Origin of the sequence: Lactiplantibacillus paraxiangfangensis, assembly GCF_036246185.1 — a bacterium.
GTDB lineage: Bacteria > Bacillota > Bacilli > Lactobacillales > Lactobacillaceae > Lactiplantibacillus > Lactiplantibacillus paraxiangfangensis.
On sequence record NZ_BTPW01000004.1, the window covers coordinates 1 to 25,482 of the forward strand.

Genomic DNA, 25,482 nt, shown 5'->3' on the forward strand with positions numbered 1-25,482 from the left:
GATAAACCTATGATAATTGCTAACTTTTCTTCAGGTGTAAATCTAGTTCTAGGCATAATAAAATCCCCTTAAGCATTGATAGATGAATTATTGTTTTTCATCTGTCAACCTTAAGGGGACTATAGCATTTTCTGATTGGCTTTTTGAGTTTTGTCCCTAATTCGTTCAGCTTAATAGCCGATTGCATTCACATTGTGGCGCCTGGTTGTGTGCGTATCCCAGATAGGAATCTTAACAACGCCAATCACGCGGTTCGCCGGGACGAATCCCCAGTACCGACTGTCATTGGAAACTGACCGGTGATCCCCCAACACGAAGTAGTTATTCTTGGGCACCTTAGTCGTCTTTAATACCCAATTGTTCCGATTGGACAAGGCAGCAATATCCCAATTTCCCGTTCCTTGTGTTCGTTCAAACTGGCTAATGAACTTCTGTGAGATGGCCTTGCCGTTCACGTAGATCTTGCCGTCTTGCGCACGCACGGTATCACCCGGCATCCCGATGACCCGTTTGACGTACTTCACGTTTTTAGACGTCGCATCCGGGTCAACTTTGTACGCGTTAAACACGATCACGCTCAAATGTTTGATTTGAGCCGTTTTAACGACCGCTACCCGTTCATTGTTCTCTAAGTTAGGCTCCATAGACGGTCCATCGACACGAACCATTGTGAAGACGTAGTGCCGGATGACCGTGGCAACGAGCAACCCCACTACGATCGGCAGTACCCAGCTCATAATATTCTTGAAAGTTTTCATCAAAGTTGCTCCCTTTGCCCCTTATAACTTCCAATTATTATAATCCAATTAATGGCGCTTGTCTGTGAATGATTAACCGTTTTTACAAAAATTATGCCTATTTCTAAAGTGAATCGTCTGAGGCAAGACACAAAAAAACCATTCAGCAATTTCTGAATGGTTTTGGCTTTCTCTATCGTTATAGTCGAAACGGGTACCAAAAGGCAGTTTGCTCCGCTTAACCCAAAACCAGCGACTATTCCAAACCCAGGAATAATCGCTGGTTTCACGTTAATGCTCACAAACTAAACGCCTTTTGGCTCTCTCTTTAAACTACTCTTGAACCTTTGCAATCCGGCCCTGTTGAACGTAAACGCTCAAAATGGCGATATCAGCGGGATTGACCCCACTAATCCGGGAAGCTTGGGCAATGGTTGTTGGTTGAATCTTCTTTAGCTTTTGATGTGCTTCGGTTGCTAACCCATCAATTGCGTCATAGTCAATCCGGTCAGGAATCTTCTTGGCTTCCATCTTCTTCAGATGTTCAACCCGTTCCTCCGCCTTCATGATATAACCAGCATACTTGATTTGGATTTCAACTTGTTCAATGATGTGGCGTTCCAATGGTTCTGGCGCAGCCGGTACAAACTTCATCAAATCGGCATAGCTTACTTCTGGCCGCTTCAAGAAATCAGCTGCCAACACGCCATCCTTTAATTCACCGGAATTGTGTGCCCGTAAGAAGGCGTTAACGTCATCGTTTGGTTTAATCCGGAACTTGCCTAAACGGTCAAGTTCATCTTGAATGGCCTGCCGTTTTGCTTCAAAAACAGCGTATCGGTCGTCGTCAATCAGACCCAGTTCGTGACCCTTATCGGTCAAACGTAAGTCGGCGTTATCATGACGCAAAATCAACCGGTATTCGGCACGACTCGTTAGCAAACGGTAAGGTTCGTTAGTCCCCTTGGTCACCAAGTCATCGATCATTACACCAATGTAGGCGTCACTACGCTTCAGCGTAAACTGACCACGATCTAGCGCACGTAAACCAGCGTTGATCCCAGCAATTAGCCCTTGGCCAGCAGCTTCTTCATAGCCGGAAGTTCCGTTCGTTTGTCCCGCGGTATACAAGTTCTTAACCCGCTTCGTTTCTAGGGTCGCCTTTAATTGGTAAGGTGCGACCACGTCATATTCAATTGCGTAACCAGGGCGCATCATTTCAGCGTCTTCTAGTCCCTTAATTGAATGTAAGATTTCTTGTTGAACTTCTTCTGGCATCGAAGTTGATAATCCTTGAACGTACCATTCATCGGTATTACGGCCTTCAGGTTCCAAGAAGAGTTGGTGCCGCTTCTTATCCGCAAACCGAACGATCTTATCTTCGATCGATGGGCAGTAACGAGGGCCCACACCTTCAATCACACCGGTAAACATCGGCGCACGGTCGAGGTTTTCACGGATGATTTGGTGGGTCGTTTCGTTCGTGTAAGTCAACCAGCAAGATAACTGGTGCTTTAAGTCAAGGTAGTCTTCGTCCTTCGTTTCAAAACTAAAGTGATGTGGCTCTGGATCGCCGGGTTGTTCTTCCGTCACACTGTAGTCAATCGTATTCCCATCAACTCGTGGCGGGGTCCCAGTCTTGAACCGTTCCAGGTCAAAACCTAAACGTTCCAAATCACCAGACAATTTCATAGCTGGCTGTGAGTTATTGGGACCTGAAGAATACATCAATTCACCAATGATGATCTTCCCACGGGCCGCCGTTCCAGTCGTCAAAACAACACTCTTGGCACTGTAACGGGCACCAGTGTTGGTGATAACCCCTTTACAAACACCGTCTTCCACGATCAATCCGTCAACGATTCCTTGACGAAGCGTCAGGTTCTCTTCACGTTCGATCGTGTGCTTCATTTCTGAATGGTAGGCGTGCTTATCAGCTTGTGCCCGTAAAGCTCGGACAGCCGGGCCCTTACCAGTATTTAGCATCCGCATCTGGACGTAGGTTTTATCGATGTTGCGGCCCATTTCGCCACCTAACGCATCGATTTCACGAACGACGATTCCCTTAGCTGGGCCACCGACGGACGGGTTACAAGGCATGAACGCAACCATGTCCAAATTAATGGTCATCAGTAGGGTCCGGTTACCCATCCGGGCTGCGGCTAACGCAGCTTCTGAACCAGCGTGTCCCGCCCCAACGACGATCACGTCGTAGTCGCGACCCTGGTACTGCTTTACTTCTGTCATGATAATTTTTTCCTCCTACACTACTTGCCTAAACAGAATTGGCTAAATAGCTGGTCTAATAATTCGTCTTCGTAACTGTCCCCGGTAATTTGTCCCAGGAATTCCCAACAACGGGTCATATCAATTTGCACGAGGTCGACCGGCATCCCGGCTGCGATTCCCGTTTGGACGTCTTGCAACGCCTGTTTAGCCTGATTTAACAGCCCAATATGCCGCGCATTAGTGACCATCACACTGTTTTGACTGCTTTCGATACCTTCGCTGAAGAACATCTTGGCAATCCGTTGTTCCAGTTGTTCAACGCCGGCTTGTTGGAGCACCGACATGCTTAAAACGTCTTTTAAGTCGACATTTTTAGCGAGTTCGTCCTGATCCAACTGGGCTGGTAAGTCCGTTTTGTTTAAGATGACGATGCGCTTAGAAGTACTCGTTTCCTTCAAAAGCGCCCGGTCTTCCGCAGTTAGCGGTTGACTGTTATCTAAAACTAACAAGACCAAATCGGCCGCACCAATCGCTTTACGACTGCGTTCAACACCGATCTTTTCGACCTTATCTTCAGTATCCCGAATTCCGGCTGTATCAACTAATTTTAGCGGCACACCGCGAACGTTGACGTATTCTTCAATCACGTCACGGGTCGTCCCGGCAACGTCGGTCACGATGGCTTTGTCTTCATGAAGTAAGTGATTTAACAAACTTGATTTACCAACGTTTGGTCGACCAATAATTGCCGTCGCTAACCCTTCACGGAGCACTTTTCCTTGCTTCGCCGTGGCCAATAATTGATCAATACTTTGACCAACTTCAGTGGCCTTTTCTTTCAGCATCTTGGTCGTCATCGCTTCAACCGCGTCATATTCGGGATAATCGATATTGACTTCGACTTGTGCCAAGACGTCCAAAATATCTTGACGGAGGTGCCGGATCAGTTTAGATAAATCGCCGTCTAACTGGTTCAACGCAACCTTCATTGATTTGTCCGTCTTAGCTCGAATCAGGTCCATGACAGCTTCAGCCTGTGACAAGTCCAACCGACCGTTTAAAAACGCCCGTTTTGTAAACTCGCCCGGCTCTGCCATTCGTGCACCGTGACTTAAGATCAACTGTAAGATTTCATTCGTCGCGACTAAGCCCCCGTGACAGTTAATTTCGATAACGTCTTCACGCGTATACGTTTTAGGTGCCCGCATAACGGAAGCCATTACTTCATCAACTTCTTGTTGGGTGTCAGGGTCAATAATGTGCCCATAATTAATCGTGTGCGAATTAACCTTGCTTAGATCCTTGCCTTTAAATATCTGGGAAACGACGTTAAACGTCTGGTCCCCGCTAATCCGAATAATTGAAATTCCACCTTCACCAGGTGGCGTAGAAATCGCCGCGATCGTATCAAATTCCGTGGTCGTTGGCATCACTCATCATGTCCTTTCTTGAACGTTGACTACCCCGTGCGTTTACCCCACGGTTTAGCTGTCAATACAAACGATTTATTTAAGCGCAAACGAGTGATAAAACCCGTTATACCGCCTAATACCATACCAAAAATACTTACAATTAGTTAATAATATGTCCTAAAGTGCAGAAAAAAAGCGCCTAGTCCACGCCACCTTAAAGCGTGGATAAAGCACTTTGACTACTTTATCTAAAAGATAAGAATGATTAATACTTACTATAATAGCTCAATAGTCGTTTGTCAAACGCCTGTTTGCGTTCTCCAAACTGGACTATTTCCGGACAGCAACAACCACGGCCCGGTGCGGATCACGCCCCTCTGAAAAAGTCGTCACGTGACGATTATTCGCTAATTCGGCGTGAATGAGCTTCCGTTCAAACGACGGCATGGGATCTAAAAAGACCTGTTTGCCCGTCGCAATCACTTCCCGCGCGGTACTTTCCGCTAGCCGTTTCAGGGTTGCTTCCCTGCGATCCCGGTAATCGTCTACGTCTAAGACCACGTTGACGTGTGACGCACCGTGATGGTTCATGTAGACCTGTGCCAAATCTTGTAACGCATTAATTGTTCGGCCGTGCTTCCCAATCAGTAAGCCCTGTTTAGCAGTATCAAAATTCAGTGTTGCGTACCGGTTGCCAAAGTCCACGTCGAGGTCGGCCGTAATTCCTAATTTTTTAACGACTTCAAGTAAATAAGCACTCAAGTCGCGGACCGCTTGCTCGTTGGCCGCTTGGCGCGCAGCAATTTCTTCTGGTGAACGCGTGGGCTCCTGTGTCGCCGGTTTAGCGTCCACTTGAACACCCGCCGTAGCTTTAACGGCCTTTGGTTTCTTAGCCGGTTTCGATTTAGCGGGCTTCGTCCTAACCGTGGCCGCGGAAACGACGACCGGCGCTGCTTGGGCCACCGTTGGTAATGGATCGGCACTAAGCGGCGCACTCGTTGGAGCCGTGGTTGGTGCAACCGTGGCAGCGGTCGTGGGTGCATTCGTCGATGCTGCGGAGGTTGGCACCACCGTTAAACGCACTTGTGCAGGCTGCTTTCCCAGACCCAAGAAACCCTTCTTAGGTTCTGCGACCACTTCAATCGTCACTTGATCACGGGTGCGTTGCATTTGTTTTAGACCAGCCGTAATCGCGGCTTCGACGGTATTACCTTCAAATACTGTCATAAAGTTATCCTCCTCATAAAAAATACCTGCGTCCATTATAGCATTACCATTCGACCAACGCGCTAGGAAGGTTAACCCCACTAAAGTATGAAAGCCCTGAACTTATCGCTGCTTCCGCTTCGTCAGGCAGAATCAGTGCGCTAAGGGGGACGGTTTCAGCCAAAGTACGGTCTGAAACCTCACTTCAAAGCCGATAACCCACGTCTTTGTAGTGCCCCGCAAGACTAGCGCAAAGCCCCTCCGCTAATCTTGCCGACGCAGCACACTAATTCTGCCTGACTTCGCTAAAACAGCCTTACTATCAGTATTGTATCAGATACTCAGAGGTTGGCGCGGCTTGCACCGGTCACGACCGCATGCAAGCCGCACCGACCGGACTGAGCTTTTATAGTAATCACCGTCTAAAGTACAGTTTGTTATGTAGAGAAGCGTTCTTGACCATTCAGTAAACATAGTCCGGAAAATCGACTTTTATGGATTTTAGGCCAACAAAAAAGACCCGCCACACATGGCAGGTCCATTTGTATTTAACGTTTATGATTGCGAACCGCACGTTTTCTTGCTTTATCAAGTGCTCGTTGACGGTCGCGTTCTTTTTGCTTCTTTGCTGCCCGTTCGCGATTAATCTTGAATGGGTTTTGTAGTAACAAGGTTTGTCCAACTTGGAACGCGTTGGAGATTACCCAGTATAACGACAACGCAGATGGTACGTTGATGGCAGTGATCAAAATAACCACTGGCATCAAGTACGTCATTGACGTCGTCATACCGTTTTGCTCTGGCTGCGACTTCATCGCTAACCACGAACTAGCAAACGTAAAGATCGCCGCTAAGATCGGTAAAACGTAGTACGGGTCTTTGTTACCTAATTGAAGCCATAAGAACGTTCCGCTCTTCAAGACTTGCGTCCGCCAGATGGCTTGGTACAACGCAATCAGGATTGGCAATTGAACTAGTAATGGCAGCATACTAGCCATCGGATGAACGCCGTGCTTAGCGTACAGCTGCTTCATCTCGGCTTGTAGTTTTTGCTGAGTTTCCACATCGCGTGAAGAATATTTCTTTTGAATCGCCTTCAACTGCGGTTGGATCTCTTGCATTGCCACCATGTTACGGGTTTGGAAGATCATCAATGGAAGAATGATAATCCGGATGATCAACGTAAAGAGGATAATCCCCATCCCGTAACTTTGACCAAACAAGTTTGATAACCAAATAATCGCCCGTGAGAAGTTCAAGATGATTAAGCCATCCCAAAACCCGGTGCTCTTATCCGTAATCGGGGTATTACTACACCCGGTCAAAACTAGTGCGATCGCTAGTACGGCCAGCATTGCCAGTATTCTTCTGTACTTTTTCAAACGAATGTCCTCACTTTAATCATTGTCCAGCAGGTGCGCTAGCTTTAGCGCATGGCTTAGATAAGCTTTGGTTTCGGCTTGCGACTTACCGGCAACGGTTGGTCGGGCAATGACGAGGAAGTCGGCATCTTGTTTAAGCTGCGGCTTTAACTCGGTGATTGATTGCCGAACCCGGCGCTTGACCCAATTACGGGCAACGGCATTCCCAATCTTTTTACCGACTGAGATGCCCACCCGAAAATGAGGTTGCTCCGGTTTTTCCAAAACGTAAATGACAAATTGACGATTGGCATACGAGTTGCGGGTCTCAAAAACTTGCTGAAATTCAGTTTCCTTTTTCACCCGATATGATTTTCGCATAATCCATCTCCATGTGTGCGCTCAAGCTAACCTGAGCGAATTGCTACATAACTATACAGTCCTAGACTAATGAAGGTCTAGGACTGTAAAGAAAAAGCCACTGATTATCAGTGGCCTATGCAGACAATACTTTTCTGCCTCGTTGGCGTCGACGGGCTAACACTTTACGGCCATTGCTGGTGCTCATCCGTTGGCGGAAACCATGGACACGTTGACGATGCCGCTTCTTTGGTTGGTAAGTTCTCTTCATCATGACACCTCCTTCTCTATAATGACATGAATCAATTCGATTAAGTCGTTATTTTCAAAACGCAGTCTAATCCTAAACGCATTTCCTGACTACTATAGCATATATTATTTAATTTGAAAACCGGAAAATAGAATTTTCACCCCTAAATTTGCGAATATTTTAGTGGAGTATTCGTGACTAACCTTGTGGATTGTCCAAACCTAACTTTCCGTTATTCGCAGGCCGTCCACAACCCTTTCCACAAAATCACGGGGTGTGATTAAGTTATGCACAGGCCATTTATCTGGTGTGCATAACTCTTAGAAACGTTATCATAGCAACTCTAGTTTTAAACTTATTTTTGTGGATAACTCTCAGGCATTTTATTTTTGGTTTTCTTTTCGACAGCCTGTGCATATTCGATAAACACCCTGTGAATTATTCTAACTTTCACTTGTCCACCTGTGGAAAACTATAAATGTTCATGCTAAAATGGAATTACGTTTTTTAAGAAAAGGGGTATCCACGTGCTGGAACTTAATAACTTATGGAATCTCATTAAGTTCTCTTTGGAACAAGATCTCTCAGATATCACGTTCCAAACGTTTGTCGCGCCGGCAAAACCGCTCCAACTAGATAATTCTCAAATGACGATCGAGGTACCAACGTCTTTACACCGCGATTATTGGGAGAAAAATCTGGCCGCTAAATTTACAGACCTTGCAATGGAAGCGACCCACGAGCAGATTCGTCCGGTCATGATAACGGAAGAAGAACGTCAGCAGCTTACGAAAAATTCGCAAGCCGACACCGGTAACGTTGCGCTTGGTAAATCGACCACCGCAACTACCCCCACATTTATGCGGGAAACGAAACTCAACCCGAAATATACATTTGATACTTTCGTGATTGGCAAGGGAAACCAAATGGCCCACGCCGCTGCGTTAGTTGTGTCGGAAGAACCCGGGACAATGTATAATCCGTTGTTTTTCTACGGGGGCGTTGGTCTGGGAAAAACCCACCTAATGCACGCTATCGGCAACAAACTATTGGAAACAGATCCCACTCGGAACGTTAAATACGTGACCAGTGAGTCTTTTACTAACGAATTGATCAATGCGATCCAGACGAAGAAGCAAGAAGCGTTTCGGGAAGAATACCGGAACGTTGATCTTTTACTGGTTGATGATATTCAATTCTTTGCCAATAAGGAAGCGACTCAAGAAGAGTTCTTCCATACATTCAACGCGTTATATGAAGATGATAAACAAATCGTCTTGACGTCTGACCGATTGCCCAACGAGATTCCGCAATTGCAAGATCGTTTAGTATCGCGCTTCAAATGGGGCTTATCCGTTGATATTACGCCACCGGATCTCGAGACCCGGATTGCAATTTTACGGAATAAAGCTAACTTGGAAAAAATCGAAATTCCCGACGATACGCTTAGTTATATCGCTGGCCAAATTGATTCAAATGTTCGTGAACTTGAGGGTGCTTTGGCCCGCGTTCAGGCTTATTCACGACTCAATAATTCGCGCATCACGACTAGTTTGGTTGCGGATGCGTTGAAGAGTTTGCACCTCAGCAGTAAACTATCAGAAGTCTCGATCCCCGTCATTCAGGAAAAGGTCGCCAAGTACTATCACGTTACAATGGCCGAGCTTAAGGGGAAAAAGCGCAATAAACAAATCGTGACACCCCGGCAAATCGCCATGTACCTGTCACGCGAATTAACTGATAGTTCACTACCACGAATCGGTAACGAGTTTGGCGGTAAGGATCACACGACGGTTATCCATGCGTATGATAAAATCGAGGCGGCCCTCAAAACAGACCCTGAATTGCAAAAAGCAATCGGTGATCTGAAAGGACAGCTTAAAGCTTAGTGTGGATAAAATTGAATAAGTCCTAAAGTTTTCCACAACTTATGCACATGTGGAAAACTTTGTAACGACTGGATTCTTTTCACTTTTCCACATTACCCACCGCCCTACTATTACTACGAACTTTTATTTATTAATCTATATCTAGGCTTGCGTCCCTAGAAGAGAGGATCAACTTATGAAATTCACGATCAATCGATCAGCCTTTATTAAAGAACTCAATAACGTGCAACGCGCAATCTCATCCAAAACGACAATTCCGATATTAACGGGGTTAAAACTAGACGTTGCGAGTGACGCCATTACTTTAACGGGTAGTGACGCTGATATTTCTATTGAAACCACGATTCCAGCTAACGATGACAACAATACGTTAGTCGTTGAAGAATCCGGTTCAGTTGTTTTACCAGCCCGGTTCTTCAGCGAAATCGTTAAAAAATTACCCGAAGATACCATGACCGTTGCCGTTGTAGATGGGTTCCAAACCCAAATCACTTCTGGTGCCGCTTCATTTACGATTAACGGCTTAGACCCAGAAAACTATCCGCATTTACCAGAAATTGATACGACTAATACCGTGACCTTAGCGGGTGACGTTCTTAAAGAATTGATCGGCCAAACCGTTATCGCGGTTTCCAATCAAGAAAGTCGGCCCATTTTAACCGGGGTTCACTTTATCTTGAAAGACGGTGAATTCCTTGCCGTTGCAACGGATTCACACCGGTTAAGTCAACGTAAGATTAAATTACCGGAAGCTAACAATGCCGATTATGACGTAATCATCCCCGGAAAGAGTTTAACGGAACTATCCCGGATGATTGGTGACGATAATCCCGATGTTCAAATGCGATTATCAGAAAACCAAGTCTTATTTGTATTAGGCAACACGTCGTTTTATTCCCGGTTACTCGAAGGAAACTACCCGGATACGTCCCGGTTGATTCCAAAAGATTCCAACACGACGGTCGAAATCGAAGCACCCGCTTTATCCGCTGCTATCGAACGGGCCTCACTGTTATCCCATGAAAGTCGGAATAACGTCGTTCGTTTCTCCGTTAACCCAAGCGATAAGACCATTACGATTTTTGGAAATTCACCCGATGTTGGTGAAGTCACCGAAAAGTTGCAACCCGCAGAGTTAGCTGGGGAAGAACTCGAAATTTCCTTTAACCCGGATTACATGAAAGAAGCCTTGCGTTCGTTTGGTCAAGCCATGATCAAGATTTCATTCACCATGGCACTTCGGCCGTTTACGCTGGTCCCAACTGAAGAAGGCGAAAACTTTATTCAGTTGATCACCCCAGTCCGGACGTTCTAAGTAGCTGAATAAATATACAAAGGTACCTAAAAAGGGCGTCATTTCAATTAGAAATGACGCCCTTTTTGATTGCAATTAAAAGTCTGTAAGTGCTGGTATAACTAGCTAAAATCAATGATGTAACTTTTGAAGTTCAACTGAATGAATAATTAGAACGAGCTCCTGAATACTAGTGGACATTCTTATTCGCCTAAAAAGCTCAGCCAACTAACATCCCGTTAGGTTGAAATGAATGATGGCGCATGAAAATTGATTTACATTGATTTTTAGGGCAAAAAAACAGGTGATTTTATTAAAAATCGCAAATTTTGGGAATTTTAGCAAATTTACCCCCCGGTTGGTACCCCAACATTAAATCAGCTTAAATCGTCTTAAAATGGCTCTGAGCACGGTTATAAATTGAATTTTCATTAAAAAACAAGTATAATATAACCTGTTGAGGCGTGTCTTAAAGCACGCCACTACGACGCTGATAGCTTGTAAACGAAGGTAAGGCAGGTGACATTGTGAAACAGTCAGTAGATATTAGAACGCCATATATGACGTTAGGGCAACTCTTAAAAGAAGTCGCCATTATTGGATCAGGTGGTCAGGCAAAATGGTTTTTGAAAGAAACAACCGTTCTTGTTAATGGCGAACCAGATGATCGGCGGGGTCGTAAACTTTATCCAGGCGATACGATTGAAGTTGCGGACCACGGATCATTTTTTATTCGCGGCAATCAAGAAACGACTGATTAGATGTACTTAGAAAATTTGATTTTGCATGATTTTCGCAATTACGCGGACCTTGAGGTGAATTTTAGCCAGGGGGTGAACGTCCTCCTAGGTGAAAACGCGCAGGGAAAAACGAATTTGTTGGAAGCCATCTACGTGCTGGCCCTGACACGCAGTCATCGGACCGCTAACGATAAGGAACTCATTCGCTGGCAGACTCAGACGGCGACGCTTAAAGGTCGGCTACATAAAGCGACTGGTAGCGTTCCGCTGGAATTAGAACTCGGTCGGCGGGGAAAACGCGCGCGGGTGAACCACTTAGAGCAGGCCAAGTTATCGCAATACATTGGTAACTTGAACGTGATCGTGTTTGCGCCCGAGGACCTCTCAATCGTTAAAGGGGCACCGGCCGTTCGCCGACGCTTCATGGATATGGAATTTGGTCAGATGAGCCCCAAGTACCTCTATAACTTGAGCCAGTACCGGACGATTTTAAAACAGCGTAATCAATATTTACGGCAATTAAATCGTCATCAGGCCAAGGATAAAGTCTATTTGAGCGTTCTCTCAGACCAACTAGCAGCGTTTGGCGCGGAGATCATTCATAAACGCCTAGAGCTGCTCCAACAACTTGAGCAGTGGGCGCAGGGTGTCCACAGCGAAATCACACAGCAACAAGAACACCTTACTTTTCACTATGTGACACAGGTCGAACCGGCTGACCAGACGTCGGTCGACCACATTTACCAGACTTTACAAAAACTGTATGCGCAACAGGAAGCAAAAGAAATTTTTCAAGGGACGACGTTGCTGGGTCCGCACCGCGACGATTTACAATTTAGCGTCAACGACAAAAATGTCCAGACGTATGGGTCGCAGGGACAGCAACGAACGACCGCGCTTTCTGTGAAACTTGCTGAAATCGACCTGATGAAGGCTGAGACCGGTGAATATCCAGTTTTACTATTAGACGACGTATTATCAGAATTAGACGCCGCGCGCCAGACGCATTTGCTAACGGCGATTCAAGATAAAGTGCAGACCTTTTTAACCACGCCGAGTTTGGACGGGGTGGCCCGCAAGTTAATTAACGCGCCCAAAGTATTTGAAGTTAGCCACGGCATTTTACATGAGGAGGAACCGCATTGACCGAAAATGAAAAAGAAACCAAGCTTGAACGTGCGCGTGAATATGACGCCAGCCAGATTCAAGTTTTGGAAGGCCTAGAAGCTGTCCGGAAACGTCCCGGGATGTATATCGGTACAACGAGTAGCCAAGGTCTCCATCACCTGGTATGGGAAATTGTTGATAACGGGATCGATGAAGCCTTAGCGGGATTTGCCAACGTCATTCACGTGACCGTTGAAAAAGACAATAGTATTACCGTTACCGATAATGGTCGGGGGATTCCGGTCGGGATTCAAAAGAAAACCGGGAAACCCGCTTTGGAAACGGTCTATACGATTCTCCATGCCGGTGGTAAGTTCGGCGGTGGCGGGTACAAAGTCTCCGGTGGACTTCACGGTGTTGGGGCTTCCGTCGTTAACGCGCTGTCTTCCGAATTGGACGTCAAAGTCACGCGGAATGGTCACGTTTATTACATGGACTTTGAACGTGGGAAAGTTAAGACGCCAATGAAGATTATCGGTGACGCGTCGGATGACGAGCACGGGACCGCGGTCCACTTCGTACCCGATCCGGATATTTTCCGGGAAACGACCGTCTACGATATCAGTATCTTGACGACCCGGATTCGCGAATTGGCCTTCTTAAACAAAGGGCTGCGAATCACGATTCGCGACAACCGTCCGGAAGAACCAACTGAAGAAGATTTCTTATACGAAGGTGGGATTCGGCATTACGTTGAATTCCTTGATAAGAAAAAGAACGTTTTGTTCCCAGACCCAATTTACGTGGAAGGGGAACAAAAGGGGATTACCGTGGAAGTCGCCTTACAATACACGGACGACTACCACAGCAATTTAATGACCTTTACGAATAATATCCATACGTATGAAGGTGGAACCCACGAGGAAGGCTTTAAACGGGCCTTAACGCGGGTAATCAATGATTACGCACGAAAAAATAATTTATTAAAAGAAAACGAAGCGAACCTTTCCGGTGAAGATGTCCGTGAAGGGATGACCGCCGTTGTCAGCGTCAAACACCCGGACCCACAATTTGAAGGTCAAACGAAGACCAAATTGGGGAACTCGGATGCGCGGGCTGCCGTAGACCGGCTCTTCTCAGAACATTTCAACAAGTACTTGATGGAAAACCCAAGTGTCGCACGCAAAGTGGTCGACAAAGGATTACTTGCTTCCAAAGCGCGGGTCGCAGCTAAACGGGCTCGTGAAGTGACGCGGAAAAAGAGCGGCCTGGAAATCAGCAATTTACCTGGTAAGTTGGCTGATAACACGAGTAAAGACCCTGAAATCAGTGAATTATTCATTGTCGAAGGGGATTCCGCCGGTGGTTCCGCTAAGCAAGGCCGGTCACGTTTGACGCAGGCCATCTTGCCAATCCGGGGGAAAATTTTGAACGTTGAAAAGGCCAGCATCGACAAGATTTTAGCGAACGAAGAAATTCGGTCACTCTTTACGGCGATGGGGACTGGTTTTGGTGGTGACTTTGACTTGAGCAAGGCGAACTACCATAAACTGATTATCATGACCGATGCCGATGTCGATGGTGCCCATATTCGGACACTGCTATTAACGTTGTTCTACCGCTACATGCGGCCACTCGTTGATGCCGGATTCGTGTACATTGCACAGCCACCGCTGTACCAAGTACGCCAAGGTAAGTTTGTGAAGTACATCGATTCTGACGAAGAATTGAGTGAAGTGATGGGGCAATTGGCACCGTCACCGAAGCCAGTTGTACAACGGTACAAAGGGCTTGGTGAAATGGACGCGGAACAGTTATGGGAAACGACCATGGATCCAGAAAAGCGTCGGTTATTACGAGTTCGTGATGAAGACGCAGCGGACGCCGATGAGGTCTTCTCGATGCTGATGGGTGACCAAGTTAAGCCACGGCGTGAGTTTATCGAAGACAATGCCGTATTCGTCAAAGACCTCGATGTTTAGTTTGCCAGGTGCGCTATTTAGCCTGGTTGGTCTAAACGCTCAGGGGACAACAACGGCAGTCAATGAAGGAGGATCTTGTTTTGGCTGATTCAGATTTATCAAATAATCGAATAACAGACGTGAACCTCTCCAAAACCATGCGGACGTCATTTTTGAGCTACGCGATGAGTGTTATCGTTGCGCGGGCGTTACCGGATGTGCGGGATGGGTTAAAACCAGTTCACCGCCGTATTCTTTACGGGATGAGTGAACTGGGTGTGACGCCGGATAAGCCGTATAAAAAATCGGCCCGGATCGTCGGGGATGTCATGGGGAAGTATCACCCCCATGGTGACTCCGCAATTTATGAATCAATGGTACGGATGGCCCAAGACTTTAGTTACCGCTACATGTTAGTGGACGGTCACGGGAACTTTGGCTCAGTCGATGGTGATGGCGCCGCCGCAATGCGGTATACCGAAGCCCGGATGAGTAAAATTGCGGTTGAAATGTTGCGGGACATTAACAAGGACACCGTTGACTACCAACCGAATTACGATGATACTGAACGGGAACCAGAAGTTTTACCAGCGCGTTTTCCGAACCTGTTAGTTAACGGGGCAACCGGGATTGCCGTTGGGATGACGACTAATATTCCACCGCATAACTTGTCAGAAGTAATTTCAGCAATTCACATGTTGATGGATAATCCAGATTCAACCACTGCGGACTTGATGGAGGCTTTACCAGGACCTGATTTTCCAACTGGCGGGATCGTCATGGGTAAATCCGGTATTCGGAAAGCTTATGAAACTGGTCGTGGCAATATTATTGTCCGTGCCAAAGTGGACATCAAGGAAGAAAAGAACGGTAAGCAACGGATTATCGTTAACGAATTACCATACATGGTCAACAAAGCGAAGTTGATCGAACGGATCGCGTCGCTAGCACGGGACAAAGAAATTGAAGGCATCACCGACATTAACGATGAAAGTGACCGTGAAGGGATGCGGGTCGTCATCGATGTTCGGCGCGATGCTAGTGCTTCCGTGATCTTAAACAATCTGTATAAGATGACGTTGATGCAAACGAACTTCGGTTTCAACATGTTAGCAATCGTTAAGGGTGCGCCAAAGGTCTTGAGCTTAAAGCAAATCCTGATCTATTACTTGGAACACCAAGAAGAAGTTATTCGTCGGCGGACCGCGTTTGATTTGAAGAAGGCCCAAGCCCGTGCCCATATTTTGGAAGGGTTGCGGATTGCGCTCGACCATATCGATGAAATTATTGCGATCATTCGGAAATCACAAACGAGTGAAATTGCGAAGAACCAGTTGATGGAAAACTACGGTTTATCTGACAAACAAGCCCAAGCCATTTTGGATATGCGACTTGTTCGGTTAACTGGTTTGGAACGTGAAAAGATCGAAAGTGAATACCAAGACTTATTGAAGTCAATTGCGGACTACAAAGCGATTTTAGCCAGCAAGGAACGGATCAACCAAATCATCTACGAAGAATTGCTAGAAATTCAACGTAAATTTGGTGATCCACGCCGGACTGAATTAATGATTGGTGAAGTCTTAAGCCTAGAAGACGAAGACTTGATCGAAGAAGAAGAAGTGGCCGTTACCTTAACTCACAACGGTTACATCAAACGGTTACCAACGACTGAATTCAAGTCGCAACACCGTGGTGGCCGTGGGATTCAAGGGATGGACGTCCATGATGATGACTTCATCGAACACCTATTGACGACGTCGACCCACGATGTCCTCCTCTTCTTCACCAACGCCGGGAAAGTTTACCGGATGAAGGCGTATGAGATTCCTGAGTACGGTCGCACGGCGAAGGGGATTCCAGTGATTAACCTGTTAGGGGTCAACTCTGGTGAAAAAATCCAAGCAGTCGTGAACGTCTCTGGTAGTGATGACAACTCCGATAAATTCTTGTTCTTTACGACCGTTAAAGGGGTCGTTAAACGGACACCCGTCCAAGAGTTTGCCAATATCCGTAGTAACGGGTTAAAGGCAATTACCTTGAAGGACGACGATGAATTAATCGGCGTGACCATCACGGACGGCCATCAAAACGTGATTATCGGAACCCACGACGGCTATGCCGTTAGTTTCGACGAAGGCGCAGTTCGTTCAATGGGACGTACGGCTACCGGGGTTCGTGGGATTCGATTACGGGATGACGACTTCGTCATTGGCTTTGATATTTTGAAACCTGACAGCAACGTCTTTATCATTACCGAAAAGGGTTATGGTAAACAGACCCCTGCTAGCGACTACCCAATTAAGGGTCGTGGCGGTAAGGGAATCAAGACGGCCAACGTGACCGAAAAGAACGGTCACTTAGCTGGACTGACGACCGTTGAAGGCGCAGAAGATATCATGGTCATGACGGATCAAGGTGTTATGATTCGTTTCAGCATTACGACGGTCTCACAAACTGGACGGGCTACCCTCGGGGTTCGCTTAATCCGGCTTGATGACGGTGGTAAAGTTGCCACGATGGCTAAAGTCGACCAAGCAACGGACGATGAAGCAGCCGACGACCAAGAAGCAGACTCAGCAACCACTGACGAAGCAACGGAAGCTCCAACAACGCCCGTAACGAATGATTCTGATTCAGGCACGACCGATGATGATCAAGCATAACAGACATTAAACTGCAGCTGATTAAGTGAGCATGCAGGTCAATAACGATAAGCAAACATCCCCTAAGTGGTCAGTCTAAGACTACTTAGGGGATGTTTTTTTGTGCTCACTTAAAGAATGGCAACGGATATAGTCCGGTTGCCACTGATGACATGCGGTCGTGGGACCGGGCCTAGCCTGGGGAGCGGTCTAGTCCCTCGCCCGGGACATTTGCAAAGTGCGCAAGTGTCCCGGACCGTCCAGTGGTGTAAGGACGGAAAAGCGCCGCCCAACACCACCATCACGACCGATGCCATCAGTGGCAACCTCTGCATATCCGTCAAAATAACGAATACTACTTTTGCAATATTGACAGTGATTTTGGGCTCTGGAGAAAAATAATATTGAAATCAAAAAAATCCCTACTAGGCTGAGTTTGATTATCGATAACCAAACTCAGCTTAGTAGGGGGTGGTGTCAATGCGCAAACAACGCGCTGTTGATGGTGGGTTAAGGTTGCGATTGGGCAATCCGCCTTTCTGAAATTAGTGACGACGTAAATCAAAGTAGCCAAGTCCAATACCAAAGAAAATTGCTAAAACGCCGATAATCGTATCGATCATTGCGTTGTGATTCTCATCGGTTTGCGGCAGCTTTTCTGATGTTGAGGCGGCCGAACTTGGTTGTGCCTTGGCTTGAAGCTGTGAGCTGACACGTTGAGCCTGTACAGCTGGCGTTGCGGGCACTGGTTTGCTCAGTACTGGTGTGCTTGGCTTAATCGGTTCGGTGACGCTAGGTTTCACCGGCGTCGTTGTTTCTGGCTCAGTCGGCTTGGTTGGCTCAGTAACGCCAGGTTTTTCTGGTTCGCCGGGCTGACTCGGCGTTACGGGTGGTGTCGGTTGACCAGGGGTTTCCGGTCCATTAGGTTCGCTAGGGTTGCCAGGTTCACCGGGTTCACTAGGGCCTTCTGGTTCAGTAACCAAGTCTGGCCGATCAATCTCGGTGGTGGCACTACCATCATTGTCGTTGTCGTCGGTGTAGAGCACAGCGTTATCAAAGACGGCGGCTCCGTTTGCGGCATTGGTCTTAGTTTGATAGGTCAAGTCAAAGTCATTTGTAACGGTTCCTGCGATTTTAAAGGTCAGGGTGTGATCCGTGATCGTTGCGTACACTGGTAATACTTGGCCGGCCTCATCGATAGCTTTAGCGCTGTCGTTCAAGTAGGTCTGGTTGTTGCTGAAGGTATCGGTAATGACCGGATTTATTAAGGTGTTACCATTCGCTGTAATCCCAATGGTCCAGTTAATGGTGGTCATGTCGTTTGGATCGTTCCAAGCAGCTTCTTTGGACACGTCAATTGGTACTTTGACTGGTGTCGGCGGTGCTTCACGATCGATGGAACTACCACCACCCGCGTGATTGTTATTATCGTCATCAACGATTGCGGCGTTATCAAAGGTGGCCGCACCCGTGGCTTCGTTCGTTGTCGTCTGGTAAGTTAACGTTAAATCACTGGTCAATTCACCAGTGAACGTGATGGTCAAGGTTTGACCGTTGATGGTAATGGTTGTTGGGACTGGCTTACCGTTGGCATCGATTGCTTTGGCACTGTCAGTAACGTAAGTCTGGTTATTACTGAAAACATCCGTTACGACGGGATTCTTTAGCGTATTGCCGTTAGTCTTAATCTTCAGTTGCCAATTGATGCGATTTTGATCGTTAGGGTCGCTCCAAGCAGCGGTCTTAGTCAGGCTAATCGGATCTTTAGCCGGCTCAACTGGTGGTCCCTCGCGCTCAATCGAAGTGTTGGCTTCCGCGTGATGGTTAGCGTCATCGTTGACGACTGCGGCGTTGGTAAAGGCATCTGCACCCGTTGGGGTATTGGTGGTCGTTTGATACGTTAATTGGACATCGGCTGAGAATTCTCCTATCAGTTTGAAAGTCAACTGGTGGCCACTGACACTGGCGATAACGGGAATTTGGCCGAGGGTATCGCGAGCCGTCACGCTGTCAACAACGTAAGTCTGGTTATCACTTAATTGGTCGGTAATAACGGGATTATTTAATTGTTGGCCATGGGTAGCAATGTTTAAGGCCCAGTTAATCTTGGTGTGATCAGTCGGATCAAGCCAAGTCGCGGTCTTCGTCATGGTGATTGGAACTTCTGGTTCGGGTTCCCCCGGTTCTTCGGGCCCTTCAGAACCTTCAATAATTTCACGATCAATAGCCGTGTTGGCTGCGGCCTGGTTGCCAGCGTCATCCTCATAGACGGCGTCGTTAGTAAAACGGTCGACAGAAACCGGATCGTTGGTTTTAGTTTGGTAGGCGAGTTGAAAGTCGGTCGTGTAAGTTCCCGGAATCTTAAAGGTGACCTCGTTACCATTGACGGTCGCGGTAACTGGGATGGTTTCGTCCGTCGCGGTGACTGCGATAGCGCTGCCAGGGATGAAGGTTTGGTTAGGACTCATATGATCCGTGATGACCGGGTTGACCAGCTGGTTGCCGTTGGAAGAAACCGTCAAATTCCAGCTGAGTTTGGTTTGATCATTGGGGTCAGCCCAAGTCACAGCTTTCGTCATGCTGATTGGCGTTTTAGCTGGCTCAACCAGTCGGTCGATTTTAGCGGCAGCGGAAGCTTCGTGACCAGTATCGTCCGTATAGGTGGCGTTGTTAGTATAAGTTTCTAGCCCGCGGGTTAACGTGATCGCACTTTGATAGGTCAGGTACAAATTAGTCGTAAAAGTGCCGACCGCTTTAAAGACAAGCGAACGCCCCGCCCCACTGACACTAGTTGCCAGTAAAATTGGTTGTCCACTCGCAGTCGTCATCTTAGCACTGTTGGGCACGTAAGCTTGATTGGCGCTCAGATGGTCAATAATTTGCGGATTGATGAGCTGATTATTATGTGCGTTGACTGTAATGTCCCAATTCAATTTAGATTGATCGTGTGGATCGACCCAACTGACGGATTTATCCATGGTGACCGGTTCCTGGGGTTCCGGTTCACTAGGACCCGGATTACTTGGGGCCGCTTCACGAGTAATCGTCGCAGCGGCGTTGGCTTGCCGGCCCTCGCTGTCACTATAATTAGCATTGTTATTAAAGGTCTCCGCACCAGTTGGTGACTTGGTCTGGGTCTGATAATTCAACGTAATGTCTGATGAAAAGACGCCGGAAAGTTTAAAGGTCATGCTGTTCGTAAATAAACTTCCGGAAGCCGTCACGGCAACATTTTGGTCCGCAACGGTCGCGTGAGCACTGCCAGCGACGTATTTCTGGTTGCTGCTGAAGGTATCCTTAACGACTGGATTGGTCAGGTTACCGCCATTGTGGTTGATTGTTAATTCCCAGTTAATGACCGTTGGATTTTTGGGATCGACCCAACTAGCGGTTTTACTCATTGAAATCGGTGCTGCCGGTGGGGCTTCGACCGGAACGTTAATTTTAAGCCAACCGTGTCGGTTAAGCGGATTATATTGAAAGTACCGGTTAAACGTCATGACGCCGGTAGAACTCCCCGTACCGATATGCACCGTACCAATTGCAACACCGCTGCTGGTGTAGGCCGTAAAGTCGTCATCGGCGGGGATGTGGACGTTGGGTGGCAGGGTGAAGGTCATCGTGTCTCCGGCCCTAACGGTAGCGCCGTTAGGAATACTCCAACTGTAATTGACGATGTATTCGCCAGGGGTTAGTTGAACATCGTGTCCAATGGTATTGCCCTGAGCATCTTTGATGACGGCGCTATTCACGTCGACCCCCGTAGCTTGCACCTCACTTGCGCGACCAAGCAGGGGCGGACTCAGAATCATGAGGGCTAAGCCAGTAACTGCTAGCAAAAAGAAGCGCCAAAACTTTTGCATTATTGATTCCTCCAATCAATGCTTTTTCTTGTCAATTCGCACTGGGCTATTTTGACAAACAAAATCTAGCACGTCGGGAATGACAACGATTACAGCGTTGCTTTGTTTGTAAACCTGACAAATTGGTGGAATCGGTGCTATGAAGCGGGGCTTATTGCTAATTTAATGGCTTAAGCGGGAAGCGTGGTGACGATTGGGAGCGTTGGCCCACGTGACGGTTAAATAAAATTGTAAGTGATTATTTTTGAAATGATGGGTGGTTCGGTTACCGGGTGTGTGAAAATGAGCTGTCATTTAAAAAGTTTGAAAAAGACGTGGAGCAAGGGGAACTTTGCGTATTTAGACTATGTAACGCATTCCTAAATCTTTTTAGTTAGTCGGCCGTCCCACCCTTGCAACAAATTTATTTAGATGCTATACTTGTAATTCGTGAGTATCTAAGTATCACTTAGCTTACTCTCCTTGCTCTTCAAAAAGAAGGGCCTGAAGTCCATAAGGAGGTGCAAATTTCATGAGTGAATCAAAGAAATATGAAATTACTTACATCGTGCGTCCCGACATCGACGATGCTGCCAAGACAGCTTTAGTTGATCGTTTCGACAAAATCTTAACTGATAACGGTGCACAAGTAATTGATTCAAAAGACTGGTCAAAGCGTCGTTTCGCATACGAAATCGGCGGTTTCACTGAAGGTACTTATCATATCGTTAACTTAACTGCGACTGATGACGCTGCCTTGAACGAATTCGACCGTCTTTCAAAGATCAATGATGACATTTTACGTCACATGATCGTTAAACGCGAAGACTAATAACCGAAATTAAACTAGAGAGGAGCACTTCTGCATGATTAACCGTACAGTTCTTGTTGGCCGACTAACAAGAGATCCGGAATTACGTTATACAAATGGTGGTGCCGCTGTTGCGACATTCACAATTGCTGTAAACCGTAGTTTCACGAACCAAAATGGTGAACGTGAAGCTGATTTTATCAGTTGCGTCATTTGGCGTAAAGCTGCTGAAAATTTTGCTAACTTTACTCATAAAGGTTCACTTGTTGGGATCGATGGCCGGATTCAAACCCGGAACTACGAAAACCAACAGGGACAACGAGTTTACGTCACAGAAGTCGTCGTTGATAACTTCTCATTATTAGAATCACGCGCAGAGTCTGAAAGACATCAAGCTGCAAATGGTGGTAGTGGTAACAACAATTACAACAATGGTGGTAATTCGAGTTACAACAACAATAATAATAGTGGGTACAGTAATCAAGGTCAAAACGCTGCTCCTCAACAATCATCATCTAATAATAACAATAACAATCCTTTCGGTAATGGAAATGGCAACAATGGGAATGCGACGAGTGCTGCGCCTTCAAGCAACGCTAATAACAATAACCAAGCCGATCCATTTGCCAATAATGGGGATCAAATTGATATCTCGGATGATGATCTACCATTCTAGTAGCCTAGCTACAGATATCGAGGAGGGAAATACCAATGGCACAACAAAGAAGAGGTGGCCGTCGTCGTCGTAAAGTCGACTTCATCGCCGCAAACCATATCGAATACATCGATTATAAGGATACTGACTTATTACGTCGTTTCATTTCAGAACGTGGGAAGATTTTGCCACGTCGTGTAACGGGGACTAGTGCTAAGAACCAACGTTCTTTAACTATTGCCATCAAGCGTGCACGGATCATGGGCTTATTAGCCTTCGTATCCGAAGAATAAATCAGTTTGTAAGAACCACAGCCTTTGGCGCTGTGGTTTTTTTTGTACTTAGAATATGATTACCGCTTAAACGAGCGAATATGATACGGATCGTTGCGTTAGTTGTCTGACGCCAATTTACTTTGACGAGTAAAGTCTGAAGCGCCGAGTGGATTGTGATAAAATATAGTTATTACTGAAGAATTATTGAGGGATTTTTAAAATGAAAAAATTTTTTTCGCGCGAAAAAATTCCATTTTTCTTGCAAAATCAACAGTTACGATTACTAGCGTTAGTCATTATGGGCCTATCGCTGATAACCCTAGTCACTGGTTTCTTAATGAACTGGATTTTTGGGACCATTATCTTGATCCTAATCATTATGGCGGGGGTCATGTCGTATAACACGTTGATTGAGTTGAGTTCGAGCGCTAACGAGTACATTTCGGATCTATCGTATCGGATCAAACGCGGGGAACAGGAAGCGCTAATTCAAATGCCAATCGGGGTCATGATTTTTAACGCCGATGAGACGATTGAGTGGGTTAATCCGTACTTGCAGCGATACTTTGGAGACCAAGATGTCTTGGGCTACCGACTCGAAAATGTGGATGCGGAACTAGCGGCAACCGTTAGTGCGCACCAAGAAGAACCCGCAACCATTCGCTGGAAAGACTATCAATTTGATTTACGTGTCCAGCGAAGTACCAATACGGTTTACATGATGGATGTAACCAAGTACGCGGAATTGGCTAATCAGTTTGAAGACGAAAAGTTGGTCATTGGCCAGATTTTCTTGGATAACTATGATGAAATTACCCAGTCAATGGCGGATACGGATATTTCTAACCTGAATAACTACGTCACGAACGAATTATCGAAGTGGACGCAGATGTTTGGGATGTATCTCAAACGGCTAGATGACGACCATTTCTTCTTACTGGGGTATGCGAATAGCTTACGCCGGGTCGAAGAAAATAAGTTTCGGATTTTAGACCGCATTCGTGAATCCACCTCCAAGCAAAACTTCCCGTTAACGTTAAGTATCGGGATTGCTTATGGTGAACGCAATATGAACAACTTAGCTGACTTGGCCCAGAGTAACATGGATCTCGCCCTTGGACGGGGTGGGGACCAAGTTGTCGTTAAGTCCGAAGACGAACCGGCACGTTTTTACGGTGGGAAAACCAACCCAATGGAGAAGCGGACGCGGGTCCGGGCGCGGATGATCAGTCAGACGTTACAAGAATTAATGAATCAATCGGATCAAGTTTTTGTACAGGGGCACCATCAACCTGACATGGATTCGGTTGGGGCGTGCTTAGGGATTCGCCGGATTGCCGAAATGAATGGCAAGCAGTGTTGGATCGTCTTGGATGAACAAAATGTGCATTCTGATATTCAGCGACTACTCGATCAACTTAAATCGGATGAAAAGATCGAAGCTTCGATTATCTCACCCGCAGAAGCCTTAGAAAAAGCGACTGATCAAAGTTTATTGATTATGGCCGACCATTCTAAGCCAAGCATTTCAATGTCACAGGCGCTTTATGAACGGCTTGAAAACCGCGTGATGATTATTGACCATCATCGCCGGGGCGAAGAATTTCCAGAAAACCCAGTTTTGGTTTATATTGAACCGTATGCTTCTTCCACTTGTGAGCTGATTACGGAAATGTTTGAATATCAGTCACACGACGCTGAACCAATCAATAAGATTGAAGCAACGGCCATGCTGACTGGGATCGTCATTGATACGAAGTCGTTCTCATTGCGGTCCGGTTCCCGGACGTTTGACGCGGCCAGTTACTTACGGTCAGCCGGTGCCGATTCCTTGCTAGTTCAACAATTCATGAAGGAAAACGTTGATAGTTATCTCCAGCGTAATCACTTAATTGAATCCGTTGAATTTGTTAATCAGGATATGGCACTGTGTGTTGGGGAAGATGATCAGGTCTATGATCCGGTCACGGCGGCTCAAGCAGCCGATTCCTTACTGTCAATGTCCGGTGTAGACGCCTCCTTCGTGATTACGCGTCGTGAGGATGGTCGCATTGGGATTTCAGCCCGTTCACTGGGTGAAATCAACGTTCAAGTTTACATGGAAGAATTGGGTGGCGGTGGTCACTTATCGAACGCCGCAACGCAAATTGAAGGTCAATCCGTTGATGAAGTTAAACAGTCATTAATTGATTTATTGACTGCAACGGATGAATCAACATCAGAATCTAATTAGGAGTGAGCAAAATGCAAGTTATTTTCTTAAACGATGTTCGTGGTAAAGGTAAACGGGGCCAAATTAAAAATGTGCCCGATGGTTACGCACAAAACTTCTTAATTAAAAAAGGTTTAGCTAAGGAAGCCACTAAGGCGGCGGTTGCCACTTTAAAGGCGGAACAAAAGAATGAAGCAGCTAAGGCTGAAGAAGAATTGGCTGAAGCTAAAACGACTAAGACGGCCCTCGAAGCCGACGCAACGGTCGTAGAACTTAAAGCAAAGGCCGGGACGGATGGCCGGTTATTCGGTTCCATTCCTAGCAAGCAAATTGCAACGGCGCTGGCTGACCAATATAACGTTAAGTTAGACAAACGTAAGATCGAGTTACCAGATCCAATTCGGGTACTCGGTTATACCAACGTTCCAGTGAAATTACATCCAGAAGTTACGGCAAAAATTCGCGTTCACGTTATCGAAAAGTAAAAAAGGGGACC

General features: G+C 46.5%; 19 protein-coding genes. 11 read left to right on the forward strand and 8 right to left on the reverse strand.

Annotated features, from left to right (window positions below; genetic code table 11):
- Positions 1-170: 170 nt before the first annotated feature.
- From lepB to rpmH, 7 genes are all read right to left on the reverse strand, one after another.
- Positions 171-758 carry a signal peptidase I gene (lepB, locus tag AAA939_RS02705; protein ID WP_338208669.1) on the reverse strand — a complete coding sequence of 196 codons (588 nt, stop codon included), beginning with the start codon at positions 756-758 and terminating at the stop codon, positions 171-173.
- 312 nt (positions 759-1,070) lie between these two features.
- A complete protein-coding gene (mnmG, locus tag AAA939_RS02710) occupies positions 1,071-2,984 on the reverse strand; it encodes a tRNA uridine-5-carboxymethylaminomethyl(34) synthesis enzyme MnmG (protein ID WP_338208665.1) in 1,914 nt (637 codons plus the stop codon).
- A gap of 20 nt (positions 2,985-3,004) precedes the next feature.
- Positions 3,005-4,396 (reverse strand): tRNA uridine-5-carboxymethylaminomethyl(34) synthesis GTPase MnmE, encoded by a 1,392-nt coding sequence (gene mnmE, locus AAA939_RS02715; RefSeq protein ID WP_338208663.1) that lies wholly within the window; start codon positions 4,394-4,396, stop codon positions 3,005-3,007.
- A 312-nt stretch (positions 4,397-4,708) separates the two neighbouring features.
- A complete protein-coding gene (gene jag / locus AAA939_RS02720; protein WP_338208661.1) occupies positions 4,709-5,605 on the reverse strand; it encodes an RNA-binding cell elongation regulator Jag/EloR in 897 nt (298 codons plus the stop codon).
- A gap of 527 nt (positions 5,606-6,132) precedes the next feature.
- The gene (gene yidC / locus AAA939_RS02725; RefSeq protein ID WP_338208659.1) at positions 6,133-6,966 is read right to left on the reverse strand and encodes a membrane protein insertase YidC; all 834 of its coding nucleotides are present in this window, start codon (positions 6,964-6,966) and stop codon (positions 6,133-6,135) included.
- Between the two features lie 15 nt (positions 6,967-6,981).
- Entirely contained in the window at positions 6,982-7,326 is a 345-nt protein-coding gene (gene rnpA / locus AAA939_RS02730; RefSeq protein WP_057705735.1) for a ribonuclease P protein component, read from the reverse strand.
- Between the two features lie 115 nt (positions 7,327-7,441).
- Positions 7,442-7,576: a 50S ribosomal protein L34 gene (gene rpmH / locus AAA939_RS02735; RefSeq protein WP_338208697.1), complete on the reverse strand. Its 135-nt coding sequence runs from the start codon at positions 7,574-7,576 to the stop codon at positions 7,442-7,444.
- A gap of 506 nt (positions 7,577-8,082) precedes the next feature.
- Here rpmH and dnaA point away from each other — a divergent pair.
- From dnaA to gyrA, 6 genes are all read left to right on the forward strand, one after another.
- On the forward strand, positions 8,083-9,444 hold the full coding sequence (dnaA, locus tag AAA939_RS02740; protein WP_338208656.1) for a chromosomal replication initiator protein DnaA: 1,362 nt from the start codon (positions 8,083-8,085) through the stop codon (positions 9,442-9,444).
- A gap of 175 nt (positions 9,445-9,619) precedes the next feature.
- On the forward strand, positions 9,620-10,759 hold the full coding sequence (gene dnaN / locus AAA939_RS02745) for a DNA polymerase III subunit beta (RefSeq protein WP_338208654.1): 1,140 nt from the start codon (positions 9,620-9,622) through the stop codon (positions 10,757-10,759).
- Positions 10,760-11,265: 506 nt separating this feature from the next.
- Positions 11,266-11,499, forward strand: a complete 234-nt coding sequence (yaaA, locus tag AAA939_RS02750) for a S4 domain-containing protein YaaA (protein WP_338208653.1) — start codon at positions 11,266-11,268, stop codon at positions 11,497-11,499.
- A complete protein-coding gene (recF, locus tag AAA939_RS02755; RefSeq protein WP_338208650.1) occupies positions 11,500-12,624 on the forward strand; it encodes a DNA replication/repair protein RecF in 1,125 nt (374 codons plus the stop codon).
- Positions 12,621-14,567, forward strand: coding sequence for a DNA topoisomerase (ATP-hydrolyzing) subunit B (gene gyrB, locus AAA939_RS02760; RefSeq protein ID WP_338208648.1), 1,947 nt, complete (start codon positions 12,621-12,623; stop codon positions 14,565-14,567). The genes recF and gyrB overlap by 4 nt, the downstream gene beginning before the upstream one ends.
- 80 nt (positions 14,568-14,647) lie before the next feature.
- Positions 14,648-17,212 carry a DNA gyrase subunit A gene (gene gyrA / locus AAA939_RS02765; RefSeq protein ID WP_338208646.1) on the forward strand — a complete coding sequence of 855 codons (2,565 nt, stop codon included), beginning with the start codon at positions 14,648-14,650 and terminating at the stop codon, positions 17,210-17,212.
- 524 nt (positions 17,213-17,736) lie between these two features.
- Here the strand turns inward: gyrA and AAA939_RS02770 are convergent.
- Positions 17,737-21,054 carry an Ig-like domain-containing protein gene (locus tag AAA939_RS02770; protein WP_338208644.1) on the reverse strand — a complete coding sequence of 1,106 codons (3,318 nt, stop codon included), beginning with the start codon at positions 21,052-21,054 and terminating at the stop codon, positions 17,737-17,739.
- Between the two features lie 511 nt (positions 21,055-21,565).
- Here AAA939_RS02770 and rpsF point away from each other — a divergent pair.
- The 5 genes from rpsF to rplI all read left to right on the forward strand — a co-directional run bounded on the left by rpsF (position 21,566) and on the right by rplI (position 25,471).
- The gene (gene rpsF / locus AAA939_RS02775; protein WP_057705743.1) at positions 21,566-21,865 is read left to right on the forward strand and encodes a 30S ribosomal protein S6; all 300 of its coding nucleotides are present in this window, start codon (positions 21,566-21,568) and stop codon (positions 21,863-21,865) included.
- 34 nt (positions 21,866-21,899) lie between these two features.
- Positions 21,900-22,520, forward strand: a complete 621-nt coding sequence (gene ssb / locus AAA939_RS02780; RefSeq protein WP_338208643.1) for a single-stranded DNA-binding protein — start codon at positions 21,900-21,902, stop codon at positions 22,518-22,520.
- Between the two features lie 35 nt (positions 22,521-22,555).
- Entirely contained in the window at positions 22,556-22,792 is a 237-nt protein-coding gene (gene rpsR, locus AAA939_RS02785; protein ID WP_318767508.1) for a 30S ribosomal protein S18, read from the forward strand.
- Positions 22,793-22,994: 202 nt separating this feature from the next.
- Positions 22,995-25,007: a DHH family phosphoesterase gene (locus AAA939_RS02790; protein WP_338208639.1), complete on the forward strand. Its 2,013-nt coding sequence runs from the start codon at positions 22,995-22,997 to the stop codon at positions 25,005-25,007.
- Between the two features lie 11 nt (positions 25,008-25,018).
- Complete coding sequence (gene rplI / locus AAA939_RS02795; RefSeq protein WP_338208638.1) at positions 25,019-25,471, forward strand: 50S ribosomal protein L9; 453 nt, start codon at positions 25,019-25,021, stop codon at positions 25,469-25,471.
- The last annotated feature ends 11 nt before the right edge of the window (positions 25,472-25,482 follow it).